Here is an 18,171-nt window from a genome sequence, read left to right on the forward strand (position 1 = left end):
GTGCTGACCGCGCCCCCGCGTCCGGAGCCGGCTCTCCAGCCGGCTCCGGCCGGGCGCCTCTCGGCCCCCCGTGTCGTCGGGGCCTTCGTCGCCGCCGTCGCGCTGCTGCTGGCGGTCGTGGCGGTACACCTCACCCAGGGCACCTCCGCGGTGGGAGCGCTGGAACTGCTGCGGCTGCTCACTGGCGGCGACGACGAGACCACCCGGGTACTGATCGCCTCCCGGCTGCCCCGGCTGCTCGCCGGGCTGACCATCGGCGTCGCCCTCGGCTTCGCCGGTGGGGCGCTCCAGTCGATCGCCCGCAACCCGCTCGCCTCGCCGGACACCCTCGCCGTCAACGCCGGCGCACACCTGGCCATCGTCTCGGTCGCCGCGTTCGGCGTCGCGCTGCCCGCGCTGCCCGCCGGTGGGCTCGCCTTCTGCGGTGGACTCTCCGCCGCCGGCCTGGTGATGGCGTTGTCGGCCGGCGGGCAGGCCGGGACCACCCGGCTGATCCTCGCCGGTGCGGCCACCGCGATGGCGCTCAGCTCGGTGACCATGCTGCTGCTCCTGCTCTTCGAACAGGCCACCATCGGGCTGTTCGCCTGGGGCAACGGCTCCCTCGTGCAGAGCGACCTGAACGCGCTCACCCAGCTCGCACCCGTGATCGTCGCGGCCGTCGCGGTACTGATGCTGCTCTGCCACCGCCTCGACATCCTCGCCCTGGGCGACGACACCGCCACCGTGCTCGGCATCGACGTACGGCGTACCCGGCTGGTGGTCACCCTGCTGGCCGTGCTGCTGTCCGCCGCGGCGGTCACCCTCACCGGGCCGGTCGGTTTCGTCGGCCTGTGCGCGCCGGTGATCGTCCGGCTGCTCGGCCCACTGGTGCCCGGGGTGCACCGGCACCGGATCCTGCTGCCGTTGTCCGGCATCGCCGGTGTCGTCATCGTCCTCGGCTCCGACGTGCTGCTGCGCGCCCTGATGGGCGGCCAGGCCGGCGTCGAGATCCCCACCGGAGTGGTGACCACCCTGCTCGGCGCGGCAATCCTGATCTGGCTGGCCCGGCGACACCAAGACGCCGGTCCCACCCGTCGACCGCCGGGCGGTCACGCGGCGATCCGATCCGCCGCCTTCCACCGCACCATCGTGGCCGTCGCGGCCACGGTCACCGCCGTCGCGGTGCTGCTCGGCATGCTCGCCGGAGACACCTGGGTACTGCTGGGCGACATCGTCAACTGGTTCAACGGAAGCACCGGGCCGGCGTACACCTTCGTGCTGGACCAGCGGTGGCCGCGCGTCGCCGCGGCGATGCTGGCCGGTGCGGCCCTCGCCATCGCCGGCACCAGCGTGCAGGCGGTCTGCCGCAACCCGCTCGCGGAGCCCGGCATCCTCGGCATCACCGCCGGTGCCGGACTCGGCGCGGTCTCCCTGCTCACCTTCGTGCCGCTGGCCGGCGTCTGGGCGGTCTCCGGTGTGGCCGGGCTCGGCGCCATGCTCGCCTTCGGCCTCGTCTACGGCGCGGCCTGGCGCGGCGGACTCAGCTCCGACCGGCTGGTCCTGATCGGATTCGGCGCCTGGCAGGGCGGCATGGCGATGATCACCTTCATGATCGTCGCCTTTGACCCGTGGAACACCGGAAAGGCCCTCACCTGGCTCTCCGGCTCCACCTACGGCCGCACCGCCACCCAGGTACTGCCGGTGGTGATCGCCCTGTTGGTGCTCACCCCGGCCGTGGTCGCCGCCCGGCGTGAGCTGGACCTGATGACGCTGGACGACGACACCCCACGGGTGCTCGGTGTCCGGCTGGAGCGGACCCGCCTGATCGCGCTCGGTGCGGCGGCGCTGCTCACCTCGACCGCCGTCTCCGCCGTCGGCGTGATCGGCTTCGTCGGGCTGGTGGCCCCACACGCCGCCCGCGCCCTCGTCGGGGGCCGGCACGCCCGGGTGCTTCCGGTCGCCGCGCTGCTCGGTGCTGCCCTGGTCAGCCTCGCCGACACCCTCGGTCGGACCGTGATCGCCCCGGCCCAGATCCCCGCCGGCCTGGTCACCGCCATGATCGGCACCCCGTACTTCGTCTGGTTGCTGTGGCGCTCGCGTGCCACGGGCGCCACGCAGACCCGGTAACGCACAGGGAGGCACCATGACCGACACCCTGCCCATCGCGCCGTGGCGGCTGTTCGCCGTCGAGGTTCGTGCGGTACGCCGCCTCAGCCCGTCCTTCGTCCGGGTCACCTTCACCGGCCCGGACCTGGACCGCTTCGCCGACAACGGCTACGACCAGCGGATCAAACTGGCGCTGCCACTGCCGGGGCAGGTCGGGGTGCGTCTGCCGCAGGGGCCGGACTGGTACACCCGGTGGCGGGCGCTGCCGGACGGGCAGCGCAACCCGATCCGCACCTACACCGTCCGCGCGGTCCGTCCGCAGTTCGGCCAGGTCGACGTCGACCTGGTGCTGCACGGCGACGGTGGTCCGGCGACCCGGTGGGCCCGGCAGGTCCACCCCGGCGACGAGATCGCCCTCATCGGGCCGGACTCCGGGTACGACGGTGACCACGGCGGAGTCGAGTTCCGGCCCCCGTCGACCGGGTGCCTGCTGCTGGCCGGAGACGAGACGGCGGTGCCCGCGATCAGCGGAATCTGCGAACGGCTACCACTGGACGCACGCGGCCGGGTGCTGCTGGAGGTGCCCGACGCGGCGGACGCGCTGCCGCTGGTCACTCCACCCGGAATCGAGGTGACCTGGCTGCCCCGGGGCGGCGGCGCACCCGGTAGCCGACTGGTCGGTGCCGTCGCCGCCGCCGCGCAGCAACTGCTCTCCGACTCGCCGGGCACCCCGATCGCGGCGAGCGGGCCCGGCGCCGCGCCGGTCGACGACGTGAACGTGGACGTGGACCTGAACGTGGACGTGGACATTCTCTGGGAAGTGCCCGACGCGCCCCCGTCGACCCCGGTCTACGCGTGGCTCGCCGGCGAGGCAGGTGTCGTCCGTACCCTCCGTCGGCACCTGGTCGCCGAGCGTGGCCTGGACCGCCGGGCGGTGGCCTTCATGGGCTACTGGCGTCACGGACGCCCCGACCCCTCCTGACCCCGGCGGATCAGGGAAGGGAGTGGGAGATGCCGCGGGCGTGGTCGGTCAACGCGGCGGCGACCACGGTGGCCTCCAGCGGCAGGACTTCCAGGCACCGGCGGACGGCGGCGGCCATCAGCGCGTTCGGCACCCGCATGGACAGCGTGCAGTGCGGCACCCAGCGGCCCGGCCGATAGTGGTCCACCAGCCCGATACCGGCCGCGGCGAGCTGGTCGTGCACCCGCCGATGATGCTCAAGCAGCTCCGACGTGGGAGCCGGACCGAGCCAGAGGACCCGGCCGACGAACTGGCCGGCGTGCTGGAACGACAGCCGCAGCGGTACCGCCAACGTGGTGCCGGCCAACGCCGACGCCACCCGGTGCGGGTCGAGGTTCGGCGCGACCGCGAGCGAGACGTGCGGCCGGTGCCGCTGCTCCAGCAGGGAACGCAGGCTCTGCACCCCCTCGGCCTCCAGGGCATCCCAGAGCACCCGGATCCGGCGGGTGGCGACGGTGTCCAGGTAAAGCTCCAGCGCGGCGACCACATGATCATTCTAGGCCGGCGATCAGGGCACGACGACGGCCCGACCCTCCAGCGACCCGTCCTGCATCATCCGGTACGCCCGCATCGCGTCGTCCAGGCCGAACGTGGTCGTCCTCGGTCGCACCAAGCCGCGCGCGCCGAGGTCTAGCACCTCGATCAGCTCCGGCCGGCTGCCCCAGTACGTGGTCTGGATACTGACCTCGTACGACACCGAGAAGAAGCCGACCGGCAGCGAGCCGCCGCCGATACCCACGATGGTCAGGTCACCGACGGTCCGTGCGGCGGCCACGCCGAGCCTCAACGTGGCGTCGACGCCGACGAAGTCGAACACCACGTCTGCGCCCCTGCCGCCGGTGGCCTTGCGGATCTCCTCGGCGGTGCGCTCGTCGGAGCGTAGCGTCAGGTCCGCGCCGCACTCCTCGGCGAGCAACAACGCCTCGTCCCGGTTGTCCACCGCGACGACCCGGGCCGCGGTGGTGGCCTTGAGGATCTGCACGCCGATGTGCCCGAGCCCGCCGACGCCGATCACGACCGCCGTGCTGCTGGGCGGCAGCTTCGGCCAGGACCGGCGGATCGCGTGGTACGGAGTGAGGCCCGCGTCGGTCAACGGTGCGGCCGCGACCGGATCCAGGCCTTCCGGCAGCGGCACCAGGTGCCGGGACGCCGGCACCAACTCGTAGTCGGCCATCCCGCCGTCCAGGCCGAGGCCACCGCCGCCGCCCGGTACCGGCGCGGCGGCCGGATCCTCGCAGTAGTTGTCGGCGCCGACCCGGCAGCGGGCGCAGCTTCCACAGCCCCAGGGGCCGTAGACCGCGACGGCCTGACCCACCTCCAGGCCGGTCACTCCGGCGCCGAGGGAGTGCACCCAGCCGGCGTTCTCGTGGCCGAGCGTGAACGGTGGTCTCCACGGCACCGCGCCCGCCTCGAAATCGTGCATCAGGTGCAGATCGGAGTGGCAGGCGCCGGCAGCGCCGACGCGCACCACCACCTGACCTGGGCCGGGCGTCGGCTCGTCGACCTCGAGAAGTTCCGGCTCGGTCTTCCAGCTGGGCAGCCGTAGCGCGCGCATCCTTGCCTCCGGTATCGGGATCGGTGTCACCTGTGGCCGGGCCTGCCCGCTGGATGTCGGCCCAACCCAACTCGCTGCCGTGGCACGCCTCCCGCTCGCCGAGCAGGATTCCTGCACCTGCCGCTGGGAAACGGTCCGGCACCCTCGGGCGGGGCCCAGCGGTTGCCGAACCGCCTCCTTGGCGGTGCACAGAACTACACCGGTGGCATCGAGGTGGGTACGCGAACTCACCGAGACCAGCGCCGACGCGGTGTGCGCCGCCCGCGTCGGCGTCGGCTCAGCGGTGCCAGGCCCGCCGCGTCGTCGGGGTAGCTCAGCCGCGACGGAGCCGGGTCCGGCGGTGCGCCCGGCCCCACCGCCGGGTACGGGTCGGCCGTCAGCGGCCGGACATGGCCATCTGCCGCACCGCGTGCATCGTCGCCATCCCGCCAGCGCCCTTGCCCGACGTCTTCGATCCGTGCATCAGCCCGTTCGCCCGGCCGAGCATGCCGCGCAGGACCTGCCCCGGCTTCTGCTGCTCGCCCATGTACGCGGTCATCACGATCAGCGCGCCGGTCAACGCCGGGATCGTCCACTGCAACATCTTCAACTTGCGCTGACAGGACGCCACGTTCGTCGGTGTCTGCCCGTTCGGCTCGGTGACTCCCTCGACCGACGGCCGACCGGCCTTGGCCAGGCGCATGCCGAGCAGCCGGCTGTAGCCGGTCACCGCCAGGGCGCTGACGGTCAGCGCCGTCTTCACTGTGCTCGCCCGGCCGACCCCGGCCTGGGCGGCCATCCGCGGGCTCTCCGTCACCAGCTCGCCGACCGCCCCGGCGAGATGGGCACCGATGGCTGCCGCGTTGACCGGGGTCCAGCGGGTCCAGCCGGTCGAGGCCGTTGGCAGCCGCTGGGTCGAGTCGTCGATGCGGGCCGCGGCGCCGTTGACGCCGAAGGCACCCATCAGAGATCCGCCGAACCAGGCCGCCAGGCCCAGATCGTGCATCGAACGTAGTGCGGTGTGACTGTCAGACATGAGGTCCCCTTCCGCCGTGTCGGGCGCAGCGGATTACCCAGGTCCGGAGCGGCTAATCGCCGAGCTCACGGTGCGCGGTGCCACGGGCGAGGTTCCCGGCTCCGGCGGGGCGGGCCCGTCAACGCGACGGCAGCCCGCTGGCGAAGCCGGCCACCCGCGCGGCCAGCGGCCTGGCAGCGTGTACCCAGGTGAAGTGGTCCAGCGCGGTGCCCGGAACGTGGAAGCGCTCGCGCTCGACGGGTGCCGCGTCGAGCTTGGCGCAGAGCCGGTCCAGCGTGGGATGCGGGGTGTACTGGTCGCCGTCGACGCTGATGGCCAGCACGGGAGTGTGGACCCGGCCCATTGCCGATTCGGCGTCGACCCCGCCGATGTGCGGGAATCGGCCGGTGCGGGCGGTGTGCGCCCAGTCGCGGATCACCCCACGGGCCTGCCGGCCACCGAAGCCCCATCCGGGCCAGACGCCGAGCATCCGGGCGGTGGCGGCGATGCCCTGGGTGTAGGGCAGCACCCCGTAGCGCCGGGGGCCGGCGAAGTCGCGCCAGTACGGGATACCGACCGCGATCAGCGCCAGGCCGTCCACCTCGTGCGCCTCGTGCAAGGCCAGGTGCAGCACGGCGGCCTGTCCGCCGAGGGAGTGCCCCAGCAGCAGGGTGCGGCGACCGTCGAGCCGTGGCTTGAGCGCCGCCCGCGTCGCCCCGATGTCGGCGGCCAGCTCCGCGTAGCCGTACCGGCAGGCCCGGCTCGGCCGGGGAGTGCTCTCGCCGGTGCCGCGTAGGTCCGCCACGGCCACGGCCAGTCCGGCGTCGCGCAGCGCGGCGGCGAACGGCCGGTAGTAGCGGGCCCGAACACCCATCGCCGGTGCGATAAGCACCATCGGAGCGTCGGCCATGCCGTCGGGCTCCGGGTACACCTGCACGCCGAGACGGGCGCCATCGACCTGGACGTACTCCTGCTGGTATTCCACCATCCCGTTCCCCCCACTCACCCCACCACGCTACCGGCCAGTAGCCACCGGCGAGAGGCCGCCCCGGCGCAGGACGGCCTCTCGTCGATCTAGGGCTGTTCGTCGCGGCTGGAGATCGACTGACGACGTTCGTCCCTAGATCGACGAGGCGGCGGGGCGGCGGGGAGTCCAGGGTGCGGTGGGGTCAGGAGACGGTGATGGCGCCGGTCGAGGTGCGTACGCAGGCGACCGAGCCCGCGGCGGTGGCGGCAGCGCCGGTGAGGCACTGGCCCAGTACCTGGTGGCCGGCGGCGTTCGGGTGCCATGACTCCTGGCAGGTTTGGAAGTAGCTCACGCAGGTGTTGGCGATCCGCTGAATGGCGATCTTGTTCTTGCCAGAGAGGCTGGTGACGAAGGTGCCGTTGGGTGGATTGTCCATCAATCGGATCGGGGTGGCCAGAGTGCCGGCCGGGCTGTTGGCGCTCTCGCAGAGCCGGGCGCCGTCGAAGGCCCGCTGCACGTTGAGGTAGACCAGGTCGGCGCCGGGGAACTCGGCCGCCAGGGTGCTCCGGGTGGCGCTGACGATGCTGCCGAGGCCCTGCGAGAAGCGTTGCCCGGGAGCGAGGCTGGCCCGGTGGATCGGGCAGCCGGCCGCGTACCGCTCTGCGCCGAGCGCGCGGAACTTGTCCCGGGTGTCGCTGCGGTTGTCCTCCGAGTGGTAGGTCGGGGCCAGCTCGAGCGGCAGCGGGTTGGTGTAGTCCTGCAACACCACCCGGTGCTGCCCGTCGGGGTCCACCTCGCGCAGGGTGGTGAGGATCTGGCGGACGGCCGCGGTGGTCTCGGCCGTGGCGGCGGTGATCTGGGCCGCGGTGGCCAGGTCGGCGTCGGAGCAGGGCCTCTGCTCCACCGGGCCGTTCAGGTACGCCCAGAACTCCCACCAGCCGGTCCAGGCGTCGGCGATGAAGCGGTTGGCGCACTTCTCGGCGACCCCGCCGAAGGTGAACGAGCTGTTGTTGGAGCCGAGCCCGATCAGCACCAGGTCGATGTCGTGGGTCTGCGCGACCGCGCGCAACTGGTCGAGTTGGGCGGAGACCTGCCGACCGGTGGCTCGTGCCGAGGACGCGGCGGCGATGTCGTGCGGCTGGCCGCCCGAGCAGGCCAGGTTGAAGCGGTGCTGAATGCCGGGCAGCGACGCCTTGTGCAGCGACGCGTTGGCCGAGCGGTGGCAGAAGTACGCGTTGCTGTTCGGTGCGGTCCAACCGGGGAAGGTCCGCGCCACGCCGGTCGCGTCGACCACCGGCTGGTAGGCGCCGGCGCCTTCGCCGCTGATGAAGCTGTCGCCGAGGGCGATCGCGGCGGTGGGCAGTGCTGCCGAGGCGGGGGCGGGTGCGGCGACGGCGGTGGCGAGGGTCGCTGTGGCGACGGCCAGGGCCATAGCGGCGGCGGTGCGGCGCAACGCGGACATGGGCATCCCATCCGTTAATGGAAATGTGAAAGATCCTCTTGTGGAGGTGATGAGATCACGCAGGTGTGACGAACGTCAACAACGGGAAACATCTGTGACGCGTGGTGCTCGCGGGGCCGACGGTGCTTCGCCGACCTCGGGCGCCGGGCATAAGGTCAGGTGTCGGGGCGTTGACCGCGGCAGGTCCGCCAGCAGTGGTCCAGGGCGTGCCGTACGGGTGTCCGCGCGGCTTGTCGGGGCGTGCGGCTACGCTCGCTGCGGCGTGCCCGCGCCGGCCCGACCGCCGACGGTGCGGGGCAGCACATCGCCGAGACCCGGGAGTACGACCAGTTGACCGCAGAGCCTGAGACCCTGTACGGGGCCGACGACCTCACGCACCTCGAGGGGCTGGACGCCGTCCGCAAACGGCCCGGCATGTACATCGGCTCCACCGACAGCCGTGGCGTGGGTCACCTCGTCAACGAGATTCTCGACAACTCCACCGACGAGGGTGTCGCCGGTCATGCCAAGCAGATCGAGATAGTCCTGCACCCCGACGGCTCGGTGCAGGTCGACGACGACGGCCGGGGCATCCCCACCGACGTACACGCCCGGTCCGGCATCTCCGGCGTCGAGCTGGTGCTCACCCGGCTGCACGCGGGTGGCAAGTTCGGCGGCTCCGGCTACAAGACCTCCGGCGGCCTGCACGGCGTGGGCGCCTCGGCGGTCAACGCGCTGTCCCGCCGGTTCGACGTCACGGTGCGTCGGGGCGGCAAGGTCCACGCCATGTCGTTCCGGCACGGCGTACCCGGCGTCTTCGACGGTGCCGGCCCCGACGCGCCGTTCACCCCCGGCCCTGGGCTCCAGGTCGTCGGCGCGATGAAGCGGGGCCATCGCCCCGGCACCTCGATCCGTTACTGGCACGACCCCCGCTACTTCGAGACCGGTGCCAGGCTCGACCACGACGCCGTGCGGGCCAAGCTTCGGCACACCGCGTTCCTGGTGCCCGGCGTCAGCTACACGCTGTGCGACCACACGGCCGACGAGCCGACCGAGGAGCACTTCCACTACCCCAACGGGCTCACCGACATGGTGGAGTTCCTCGCGCCGGCCGGCGATCGGCCGGTCTCCGGCATGCTGCTGGTCGTCGGCGAGGGGACCTACCGGGAGAACGCCGCCGACGCCAACGGCGTCATGCAGTCCAACGTGCAGCGGCGGGCCGAGGTCGAGGTGGCGTTCCGCTGGGGCACCGGCTACGAGCGCACCGTCGAGTGCTTCACCAACACCATTCGCAACGCCCACGGCGGCACCCACCGCAAGGGCTTCGAGCGGGCGCTGGCTCGTACCCTCGCCGAGGCCGTCCGCAACACCCGTGGCCTACTCAAGGCCAAGGAGGACGCCCCCACCCTGGACGACGTCCTTGAGGGTATGACGGCGGTGGTGCACGTGCGGGTGCCCGAGCCGCAGTTCACCTCCCAGACCAAGGACGAGCTCTCCACCGCCGGCATCACCAAGGTGGTGCAGGGGCTGGTCGAGCAGCATCTCAAGTCCTGGCTGGACGACCGGAGGACGAAGACCGAGGCCCGTACGGTCCTGCAGAAGATCGTCGACGCGGCCCGGGTGCGGCTCACCCAGAAGCAGCAGAAGGACGCCGCCCGTCGCAAGACCGCCCTGGAGGGCGCGTCGATGCCGCCCAAGCTGGTCGACTGCCGCGCCTCCGGTATCGACCGTAGTGAATTGTTCATCGTGGAGGGCGACAGCGCGTTGGGGACGGGGCGGCTTGCTCGTTCCGCCGAGTACCAGGCGCTCCTTCCCATTCGCGGCAAGATCCTCAACGTGCAGAAGGCCAACCTCCAGCAGGTGCTCGACAACGCCGAGTGCGCGGCGATCGTGCAGGTGCTCGGTGCTGGCTCCGGGCGCACCTTCGACCTGTCGGCACTGCGCTACGGCCGGGTGCTCATCATGGCCGACGCCGATGTCGACGGAGCCCACATCCGGACGCTGCTGATCACCCTCTTCGCCCGCTACCTGCGGCCGCTGATCGAGGCGGGCCGGCTCTACGCGGCGATGCCGCCGTTGCACAAGATCACCACCAAGGGGCGCAGTCCGGAGACCGTCTACACCTACACGCAGGTGGAGATGGAGACGACGGTGCGCAGGCTGGAGAAGGCCGGCAAACAGATCGTTACTCCCATCCCGCGTTTCAAGGGGCTGGGCGAGATGGACGCCGAGGAGTTGTGGGAGACCACGATGAACCCGGCCACCCGGTCGGTACGGCGGATCACCCTCGACGACGTCGAGGCCGCCGAGCGGGTCCTCGAACTGCTGATGGGGGAGAAGGTCGAGCCACGCCGCAACTGGCTGATCGACTCCGCCGACCGCGTCGACCGCGACGCCATCGACGCCTGACCACCGGGTCTTTCGGGAAGGAAAGCTGAGCCATGGCACGGCGCAAGGAAACGAAGGTCGACTACTCCGCGTTCGACCGGGCCGGCGCGCGGATCATCGACAACCCGTTGACCACCGAGGTCTCCGACTCCTACCTGGAGTACGCCTTCTCGGTCATCCACTCCCGCGCCCTGCCCGACGCCCGCGACGGCCTCAAGCCGGTCCACCGGCGCATCCTCTACTCCATGCACGAGGCGGGTTTCCGGCCGGACCGGGCGTACGTCAAGTCGGCCCGGGTGGTCGGCGACGTGATGGGTCGCTACCATCCGCACGGCGACACCGCGATCTACGACGCGATGGTCCGTCTGGCGCAGGACTTCTCGCTCAACGTGCCGCTCATCGACGGGCACGGTAACTTTGGCAGCCCGGACGATGGACCGGCGGCGGCGAGATACACCGAAGCCCGGATGTCGCGGGAGGCGATGCTGCTCGTCGGTGAGCTGGGCGAGGACACCGTCGACGTCGAGCCCAACTACGACGGTTCGCTGACCCAGCCGACCGTGCTGCCGGCGGCCTTCCCGAACCTACTGGTCAACGGCACCTCCGGGATCGCGGTCGGGATGGCGACCAACATGATCCCGCACAATCTGGGCGAGGTCGTCTCGGCGGCCCGCTGGCTGATCCGGCACCCGAGCGCCACCCTGGACAAGCTGATGGAGTTCGTGCCCGGCCCCGACCTGCCCACCGGCGGTCTGCTGCTCGGCCTCGACGAGGTGCGCCGGGCCTACGAGACCGGCCGCGGCGTGGTGCGGATGCGCGGCAAGGTGGAGATCGGGCCGCTGGAGGGCAGCCGGGGCCGGCAGGCCATCACCGTGGTCGAGCTGCCGTACGGGGTGGGTGCCGAGAAGGTCATCGCCGCCATCACCAACGAGGTGGCCAAGACCAAGCGGCTCACCGGGATCGCCGATGTCAAGGACCTCACCGACCGGGAGAGCGGCACCCGCCTGGTCATCGAGTGCAAGGTCGGGGTGAACCCGCAGGCGCTGCTCGCCGACCTCTACCGGCTCACCCCGCTGGAGCAGTCCTTCGGCGTCAACAACCTGGTGCTGGTCGGCGGGCAGCCGCGCACCCTCGGGCTCAAGCCGTTGCTTGAGGTGTTCCTGGCGCACCGGTACGAGGTGGTGACCCGGCGCAGCGCCCACCGCAAGCGTAAGCGGGAGGAGCGGCTGCACCTGGTCGACGGTCTACTGATCGCCCTGGTCGACATCGACAAGGTGGTCAAGCTGATCCGGGCCAGCGAGGACGCCCAGGCGGCCAAGAGCGGCCTGATGCGCCAGTTCAGGCTCTCCGAGATCCAGGCGACCTACATCCTGGACACTCCGCTGCGTCGGTTGACCAAGTACGACCGCCTGGAGTTGGAGGCTGAGCAGGCGAAGCTGCGCGCCGAGATCGCCGAGCTGTCCACCATCCTCGACGACGAGAACGTGCTGAAGAAGGTCGTCTCGGACGAGCTGGCCGCAGTGGTCAAGCAGTTCGCCGCGCCCCGGCGGACCACGCTGGTCGACGGTGACCTCAAGCAGGTGCTCGCCGCCTCCGCGCCGGCCGGGCCGCTGGAGGTGGCCGACGACCCCTGCCAGGTCATCCTGTCGGCCACCGGGCTGGTCGCCCGTACCGCCGCCGAGTCGGAGGAGGCCGCCGAGGGGCGTCGCCGGCACGGCCGGGTCAAGCACGACGCGGTTCGCGCCGTGGTGCACTCGACCGCACGGGGCCGGGTGCTGCTGGTGACCAGTGCCGGCCGGGCGTTCAAGGTGGATGTGCTGCCGCTGCCGGTGCTGCCCGAGCAGGCCGGCACGGTGTCGTTGCGTGGCGGGATGTCCGCTGCCGAGCTGGTGCCGCTGGAGCCGGGCGAGACGGTGGTGGGTCTCGCGCCGCTCGACTCCACCGCAGGCGGCTCGACAGGGCTGGCGCTGGGTACCCGGCAGGGTGTGGTGAAGGTGTGTGCCCCCGACTGGCCGGTGCGCTCCGACGAGTTCGAGGTGATCGGGCTGCGCGACGACGACGAGGTGGTCGGCGCCACCTGGCTGACCGGCGGCACCGAGACGTTGGCCTTCCTGACCAGCGCGGCGTTGCTGCTGCGGTTCCCCGCCGGCACCATCCGTCCGCAGGGTCTCAAGGGTGGCGGGATGGCGGGCATCGCCCTGCCGGCGGGGGCTCAGGTGGTCTTCTTCGGCGCGATCCGCACCGACGACCCGCAGCACGGTGAGCCGATGGTGGTCACCTCGACCGGCGGAACGGTCAAGGTGACGCCGTTGGCGGCGTACCCGGCGAAGGGACGGGCGACCGGCGGGGTGCGCGCGCAGCGGTTCCTCAAGGGTGAGACCGATGTGGTCGTCGGCTGGATCGGCCCCCGCCCGGTGGGTGCCACCGCCAACGGCGACCCGGTCGAGCTGCCCGCCGCCGACCCACGCCGCGACGGCTCCGGCTTCGCTGTCATGCTCGGCCCCAGCGTCGTGGGCCACCAGATCGACCGCAACTGAGACCGCCCGGCGAGCTGGTTCAGGCCACGCCGGCGGGGCGGAACTGGACGCTGACCCGGGGGCCGACCGGGCGGGTGGTCTTGGGTATGGCGTGTTCCCAGGTGCGCTGGCAGGAGCCGCCCATCACCACCAGGTCGCCGTGGCCCAGTGGGAAGCGCAGGCTGGCGCCGCCGCCGCGGCGGCGAAGGAGCAGGTGGCGGGGCGAGCCGAACGAGACGATGGCGACCATCGTGTCGGTGTGTGCGGAACGCCCCTGCGTGTCACCGTGCCAGGCGACACTGTCGCGGCCGTCGCGGTAGAGGCACATGCCGGCGGTGACGAACGGCTCGCCCAACTCGTCGGCGTAGTGCCGGGTCAGTGTCTCCCGGGCCGCCGACAGCGCCTGGTGTGGCAGCGGCCGGCCGGCGCCGTACCAGCAGAGCAGCCGGGGCACGTCGATCTCGGCGTCGTACATGGTACGCCGCTCGGCTCGCCACGGCACGTCTCGCAACAGCACGTCGAGCACCTGGTCGGAGCCGTGTACCCAACCCGGCAGGTGGTCGACCCAGGCGTCCCCGGTGAGAGGGTGCCGGCGCAGCTGGCCGCGCAGCGGCCAGAGGGTGGGTGCGGCGTCGGTGACGTCCAGCATCGACGGCTGGTACGCGGCCTGCGACATGAGCCCACCATAGCAGGCTATTAGTACAAGTGTATTATTTCCGGTCGGTGGGTGAGGGTGTCGAGCACCGCGTCGACCACCCGTTCCCGGCCGCGCCCGTCAACCGCCGCCTGTGCCCGCGCGGACAACGCCGCCCGCTGTGCACCGTCACTCAGCAGCCCGCCGAGGGTGCGCGCCGCCGCGGTCCGCGCCGCCGCACCGGCCGGGCCGGCGGCAGCCAGCTCCGGCAGCTCGCCGAGCCCGGCGGCCAGTCCCGCCGCGACGACCCGGTGGTACGACTCGCGCTGGTTGTCCACCACGCAGACCAGCGCCGACGCCGCCCCCAGGAAGCACAGCTCCCAGGTCGAGGTGCCGGCCGCACTGACCACCAGATCGGCGGCGGCGATCAGCGTGGGCAGCCCGCCGGTCGGTGGCACCGGCAGCAGGGACTGTCCCGGCCCGGGCGTCAGCCGGTCCAGCCGTGCGGCCGTCCCGGGTCGGCCGACGACGACGGTGAGTTCCATCGGCAACCCGGTCGACAGCAGCACCTCGGTCAGCGCCGGTGCCGCGCCGGCCGCGTCCGTGCCGCCGAAAAAGGCCAGCACCGCCGGACGGCTCACCACCGCCGCGTCCGCCGCCGGCCCGTCCGTGACCGGCCCGTCCGTCGAAGGGGCCGCTGGCGGGCGGGCCGCCAGCACGGTGTCGCGCAGCAGGGCGTAGCGGCTGCCGGCCAGCAGCCGCCCCGCCGGCACCCCGAGATCGGTGCCGAAGTTCTGGTCGAGGTAGAGGTCGGCGTCCTGGCCCCGGGTGTCGCCGTCGACGATGGCCAGGGTCACCACGCCGGCGGCGCGCAGCGCGCCCGCTCCGGCAGGATCCAGCTCGTAGGAGTCGAGGACCAACACGTCAAGGGAGTGCCGGTGGGCCGCCGCGACCAGCCCGTCTGGGGTGTCCGGGCCGGGGTGCAGCGGGATGCCTCGGGCGGCGAGCTGCCCGGCGGCCCAGTCGATGCCGTCGACGGCACCGAACACCTCGACCGTGGCGCCCCGGGCCAGGAACTCCTCGCCGAGGGCGAGGCAGCGGACCAGGTGCCCGACGCCGCGCTGCGGCCCGGCATCGCAGCGCAGCCCGACGCGTACCGGGCTCAGCACTCCTCCAGCCGTTTCTGCCGGACGTCGGCGTTGAGCGCGCGCAGCGACGGCTGCCCGTCGAGCCAGTCGGCGAGCTTGGCCAGCGGCACGCTGACGTCGCCGAAGTGGTCGGCCACCGTACTGACCAGGTCCCAGTCCGCTTCGGTGTCCAGGGTGAGCCGCAGCTGCGAGCGGTCCGGTGTGAGGGTGACGCCGAGCACCCGGAACAGCTCCGGATGGGCGTACGCGTACGAGGTGACGTGCACCCGGTGGTGGTCGGTGGCGAGCCGGTCGACGGTGCGCAACGCGTCCCCCCGGATGATCTCGACGTCGAGCCCGCGCGGCAGGGTGCGGGCGATCGACGTGCTGGCGTAGTCCAAGCCTGGCACGGCGCGATACACCGAGGCGACCAGCGCGACGATCTCCGGGTCCAGCAGCGGGCAGTCGGCGGTGAATCGCATGACCGCGTCGGCGGGGTGTGCGGCGAGCGCGCCGACGAACCGGGTCAGCACGTCGTCGACCGGGCCTCGGTGGCAGGCGATCCCGAGCCGGGCGCACTCGGCGACGACCGCGTCGTCGCCGGTGTCGGTGCTGGTGGCCACGACCAGGTCGGCGAGGACCCCGCTGTCCTGGGCGGCCCGGACCACCCGGCCGAGCACGCTGCGTCCGGCCAGGGGCCGCAGCACCTTGCCGGGTAGCCGGGACGAGCCCATCCGGGCCTGCACGACCCCGACAATCCGTTCGGTCACTTCTGCTCCCGTTTCGTCTGTTCCTGCCGTTTGGCGGCGATCGCCGCGCGGGCCCGGCGTTTGGCGGCCCCGGCGCCCCGCTTGGCCATCCGGGCCGGCGTGATGGCCAGCCGGCCGACCTTGTAGCTCAGCGAACCGCTGAGCAGGTTGATCTTCGCCTCGGTCCGGCGCAGTGCCCGCTCGCGTGCGTCGAGCAACTCCTCGGTCCACTCGAGCAGCGCGGCCAGCCGGGTGTTCTCCTCCCGTTCGCGCAACCAGGTCTCGTACAGCTGCTGATAGCTGCGCGGCCCGGCCGGCGGGACGGTCCCGGTGCCCGGGTCGACCCGCCCGGCTGACTGCTGCGGCCCGTGTACCACGGCACCGACCACGGCCTCCGCCTGCACGGCAGCGCCCACAACGGCCCGGTCGAAGTCCCGTCCGGCGACCCCGCCGAGCACCACCGTCAAACCCGCCGCGTCCAACGTGGAAATCCACGGGTGGGCGCACCCGCCGGTGAGCAGCTCGGTGGCGAAGCGCCACAGGGTCCGGGCCAGCACCACGTCGACCGGCATCGGGGCGTCGGCCCGCCAGCTCGGGTCGAGCACCGCGAAGCGGTCACCCACGACGACCAGATTGTCCGCCCCGGCAAGCGCGACCGCCCCGGCGAGCTGTCCCCGCTCCGCCTCGCCGTCGAGCCACTCGGCGTACCCGTGCAGCAGCCGGCGCAGCAGGGCGGTGTCGCGGCGCAGACAGCCGTCGAGCAGCAGGCTGCGCAGCAGGCGCCCGTCGGGCACCGGCCCCTGCGGCGCCTGCGGGTCGCGGTGGGCGGCCTGCCGGCTGTCGGACGGTGTGGGCGCCGGCCCGCCGGAGCCCGAGTCGGCACGGTGCCAACGCCAGCCGTCCGGCCCGTCGAGCACCTCGACCACGGTGTCGGCCGCAGCGGCCCGCAGCAGCACCGGCAATCCGTTCGGCCCCCCGACCTCGGGCTGCGCGTCATCCGGCTCCCCGCTGTCGGCGCTCGCCGGCTCGCCGGTCGCCCGGCGGGCGTGCAGTAGCCAGGACGGGGCCAGCTCGGTCGCCCGGCCGGCGTGCAGCGCGTCGACAGCCAACCGGGCCGGGTCGGCCAGTACGAACTGACCGGTGAAGCCCTCGGTGCAGGCCTCGTGCAGCACCGCGTCGAACAACCCGGAGTCGGTCCGCCGGGACAACACGTCGGCCGAGAGCAACGCGGTGGTCAGGTCGGGGCGCGGGTACGCGGCATAGCAGGAGCCGATCCGCGCGCCCGCCACGGCCAGCCGGGCGTGGGCCTGTTCCAGGTTGGTCGGGCGGGACGTGTCGAGCACCCCGCCTACCGTCCACTCGGTGTCGCTCCGGCCGGCGTACCAGCTCGACGCGCTGACCAGCCGGTGCACGCCGAGCGGATTGTCCACCCGCAACAGCAGGTCACCACCGGGTCGCAGGGCCGCCACCAGGCGTGCCAGCAGCCCGTCCCAGCCCAGCCGCTCACCCTCGACCGACTCGACGGCGTCCAACCCCGCGCCGGCGATCACCACGTCGTACTCCTCGCCGGTGGGCAGGCCGTGCGGCCCGGCCACCAGCACCCGTTCCACCCGGCCGGCGACCGCCTCCGCGTCCGGGTAGCCCCGTAGCAGGCAGGTGAGCCGGGCGTGGGCCAGCGCGTCGAGCAGCACCGGGTCGTGCGGGCCGGCCACCAGCACCCGGGCGCCGGCCGGCACCAGGCGCGCCGCCAGCGCCGCGAGCGGCCGGTCGGTGGCGCCGTCGCGCCGGTCCGACCAGGCGAGCATCTCGCCGCCGGGCAGCGACACCGTCGGCGCCGTCTCGGTCATCACGTCGTCTCCTCCTGCGGGTCCGCCCAGCCCAGCAGCTCCCGCAGCGCGGCCGGCGGGTGGCGGTGGTCGGTGCCCAGTTCGGCGCGGGCGATCCCGACAGCGGTCGGCAGATGCACCTGCTCGCCGTGCAGTTCGGGCCACTGCCGGCGGATCCGGGCAGTGCCGCCGAACGTCGGGTCCTCGGCGGCCAGCACCATCGGGTCGCCGTACACGGCCGGCTCGCACCCGGCGGCGATGCCGTAGAAGATGGCGCTGGTCAGCCGGTTGGAGGCGACGCGGGCGTGCCGGCGCAGCTCGGCGAGCTGGCGGTGCAGGAACTCGGGGTCGGTGTCCTTCCACCAGTGGCCGCGGTAGCCGTGGCAGACGACCCGGAAACCGGCGTTCTCGTAGAGCCGGCGCACCCGGCGCATCCGGTGCTCGTGCCAGTACAGGCAGACGGTGACCGGGCCCGGCTCGGTGTCCCGGATCCGGGCGATCAGCTCCTTGTGGTCGCCCTTGACGTGCTGGCCCTCCCAGCCGTGGAACGGGTACCAGATGGTGCCCGCCCGCTCCGGCTCCGCCGGCCCCGGCTGCTCCGCCGTGGCCAGCAGGTAGACGAACGGTGCCCCGATCACCGTGACGTTGCGCCGCCCGACCGACCAGGCCCGCCGCCGGGTCTGCTCCGACCAGAGCAGACTCGGCGTCCGCTCGGCGTACGGGTGTCCGGGGGCGAGGCCGTCGCCGATGTTCCAGCCGTGCTGGATGTACCCGTCGATCCGGGGCGGATGCCCGTCGCCCAGCCCGGCGTAACGGGCCAGCACGTGGGCGTGGCCGTAGAAGTGGTTCGCGTGGTGCATCCGGCGTC

Annotated in this window: 14 protein-coding genes; 4 read left to right on the forward strand and 10 right to left on the reverse strand. The window is 72.7% G+C overall.

Annotation, left to right across the window (positions count from 1 at the left end; genetic code table 11):
- Nucleotides 1-3 precede the first annotated feature (3 nt).
- Nucleotides 4-2,106, forward strand: a complete 2,103-nt coding sequence (locus ACFHWY_RS20515) for an iron ABC transporter permease (RefSeq protein ID WP_416581881.1) — start codon at nt 4-6, stop codon at nt 2,104-2,106.
- A gap of 16 nt (nt 2,107-2,122) precedes the next feature.
- Nucleotides 2,123-3,067 carry a siderophore-interacting protein gene (locus tag ACFHWY_RS20520; protein WP_416581843.1) on the forward strand — a complete coding sequence of 315 codons (945 nt, stop codon included), beginning with the start codon at nt 2,123-2,125 and terminating at the stop codon, nt 3,065-3,067.
- A gap of 10 nt (nt 3,068-3,077) precedes the next feature.
- On the opposite strand, the gene ACFHWY_RS20525 is transcribed toward ACFHWY_RS20520, so the two are convergent.
- The 5 genes from ACFHWY_RS20525 to ACFHWY_RS20545 all read right to left on the reverse strand — a co-directional run bounded on the left by ACFHWY_RS20525 (nt 3,078) and on the right by ACFHWY_RS20545 (nt 8,084).
- Nucleotides 3,078-3,593 (reverse strand): 2'-5' RNA ligase family protein, encoded by a 516-nt coding sequence (locus ACFHWY_RS20525; protein WP_416581844.1) that lies wholly within the window; start codon nt 3,591-3,593, stop codon nt 3,078-3,080.
- Between the two features lie 21 nt (nt 3,594-3,614).
- Entirely contained in the window at nt 3,615-4,661 is a 1,047-nt protein-coding gene (locus tag ACFHWY_RS20530) for an NAD(P)-dependent alcohol dehydrogenase (RefSeq protein WP_416581845.1), read from the reverse strand.
- A 376-nt stretch (nt 4,662-5,037) separates the two neighbouring features.
- On the reverse strand, nt 5,038-5,676 hold the full coding sequence (locus tag ACFHWY_RS20535) for a hypothetical protein (protein WP_416581846.1): 639 nt from the start codon (nt 5,674-5,676) through the stop codon (nt 5,038-5,040).
- Between the two features lie 118 nt (nt 5,677-5,794).
- Nucleotides 5,795-6,643 (reverse strand): alpha/beta fold hydrolase, encoded by an 849-nt coding sequence (locus tag ACFHWY_RS20540; RefSeq protein ID WP_416581882.1) that lies wholly within the window; start codon nt 6,641-6,643, stop codon nt 5,795-5,797.
- Between the two features lie 181 nt (nt 6,644-6,824).
- The gene (locus ACFHWY_RS20545) at nt 6,825-8,084 is read right to left on the reverse strand and encodes a hypothetical protein (protein WP_416581847.1); all 1,260 of its coding nucleotides are present in this window, start codon (nt 8,082-8,084) and stop codon (nt 6,825-6,827) included.
- 330 nt (nt 8,085-8,414) lie between these two features.
- On the opposite strand from ACFHWY_RS20545, the gene ACFHWY_RS20550 reads away from it, so the two are divergent.
- Together ACFHWY_RS20550 and ACFHWY_RS20555 are read left to right on the forward strand one after the other, a co-directional pair.
- Entirely contained in the window at nt 8,415-10,472 is a 2,058-nt protein-coding gene (locus ACFHWY_RS20550) for a DNA gyrase/topoisomerase IV subunit B (protein WP_416581883.1), read from the forward strand.
- A 32-nt stretch (nt 10,473-10,504) separates the two neighbouring features.
- A complete protein-coding gene (locus ACFHWY_RS20555; protein WP_416581848.1) occupies nt 10,505-12,988 on the forward strand; it encodes a DNA gyrase/topoisomerase IV subunit A in 2,484 nt (827 codons plus the stop codon).
- A gap of 19 nt (nt 12,989-13,007) precedes the next feature.
- Here ACFHWY_RS20555 and ACFHWY_RS20560 read toward each other — a convergent pair whose 3' ends face one another.
- Genes ACFHWY_RS20560 through ACFHWY_RS20580 form a run of 5 tightly spaced genes read right to left on the reverse strand, consistent with a single transcriptional unit; the run spans nt 13,008 to nt 18,163 of the window.
- Nucleotides 13,008-13,643, reverse strand: a complete 636-nt coding sequence (locus ACFHWY_RS20560) for an alpha-ketoglutarate-dependent dioxygenase AlkB (protein ID WP_416581849.1) — start codon at nt 13,641-13,643, stop codon at nt 13,008-13,010.
- A 20-nt stretch (nt 13,644-13,663) separates the two neighbouring features.
- A complete protein-coding gene (locus tag ACFHWY_RS20565; RefSeq protein ID WP_416581884.1) occupies nt 13,664-14,767 on the reverse strand; it encodes a PseG/SpsG family protein in 1,104 nt (367 codons plus the stop codon).
- Nucleotides 14,764-15,498: a cytidylyltransferase domain-containing protein gene (locus ACFHWY_RS20570; protein WP_416581850.1), complete on the reverse strand. Its 735-nt coding sequence runs from the start codon at nt 15,496-15,498 to the stop codon at nt 14,764-14,766. The genes ACFHWY_RS20565 and ACFHWY_RS20570 overlap by 4 nt, the downstream gene beginning before the upstream one ends.
- Entirely contained in the window at nt 15,495-17,324 is a 1,830-nt protein-coding gene (locus ACFHWY_RS20575; protein WP_416581885.1) for a class I SAM-dependent methyltransferase, read from the reverse strand. Before ACFHWY_RS20575 ends, ACFHWY_RS20570 begins: the two co-directional genes overlap by 4 nt.
- Nucleotides 17,324-18,163 carry a hypothetical protein gene (locus tag ACFHWY_RS20580; RefSeq protein ID WP_416581851.1) on the reverse strand — a complete coding sequence of 280 codons (840 nt, stop codon included), beginning with the start codon at nt 18,161-18,163 and terminating at the stop codon, nt 17,324-17,326. Before ACFHWY_RS20580 ends, ACFHWY_RS20575 begins: the two co-directional genes overlap by 1 nt.
- Between the last annotated feature and the right edge of the window lie 8 nt (nt 18,164-18,171).

The sequence above is a fragment of the Micromonospora sp. LOL_024 genome, assembly GCF_048060415.1.
GTDB lineage: Bacteria > Actinomycetota > Actinomycetes > Mycobacteriales > Micromonosporaceae > Micromonospora.

Bases quoted from the DNA above. Each gene is read 5' to 3' on its own strand.
- ACFHWY_RS20530 (WP_416581845.1), bottom strand. From the start codon at position 4,661: ATGCGCGCGCTACGGCTGCCCAGCTGGAAGACCGAGCCGGAACTTCTC.
- ACFHWY_RS20555 (WP_416581848.1), top strand. From the start codon at position 10,505: ATGGCACGGCGCAAGGAAACGAAGGTCGACTACTCCGCGTTCGACCGG.
- ACFHWY_RS20535 (WP_416581846.1), bottom strand. From the start codon at position 5,676: ATGTCTGACAGTCACACCGCACTACGTTCGATGCACGATCTGGGCCTG.
- ACFHWY_RS20540 (WP_416581882.1), bottom strand. From the start codon at position 6,643: ATGGTGGAATACCAGCAGGAGTACGTCCAGGTCGATGGCGCCCGTCTC.
- ACFHWY_RS20560 (WP_416581849.1), bottom strand. From the start codon at position 13,643: ATGTCGCAGGCCGCGTACCAGCCGTCGATGCTGGACGTCACCGACGCC.
- ACFHWY_RS20580 (WP_416581851.1), bottom strand. From the start codon at position 18,163: ATGCACCACGCGAACCACTTCTACGGCCACGCCCACGTGCTGGCCCGT.
- ACFHWY_RS20520 (WP_416581843.1), top strand. From the start codon at position 2,123: ATGACCGACACCCTGCCCATCGCGCCGTGGCGGCTGTTCGCCGTCGAG.
- ACFHWY_RS20545 (WP_416581847.1), bottom strand. From the start codon at position 8,084: ATGTCCGCGTTGCGCCGCACCGCCGCCGCTATGGCCCTGGCCGTCGCC.
- ACFHWY_RS20575 (WP_416581885.1), bottom strand. From the start codon at position 17,324: ATGACCGAGACGGCGCCGACGGTGTCGCTGCCCGGCGGCGAGATGCTC.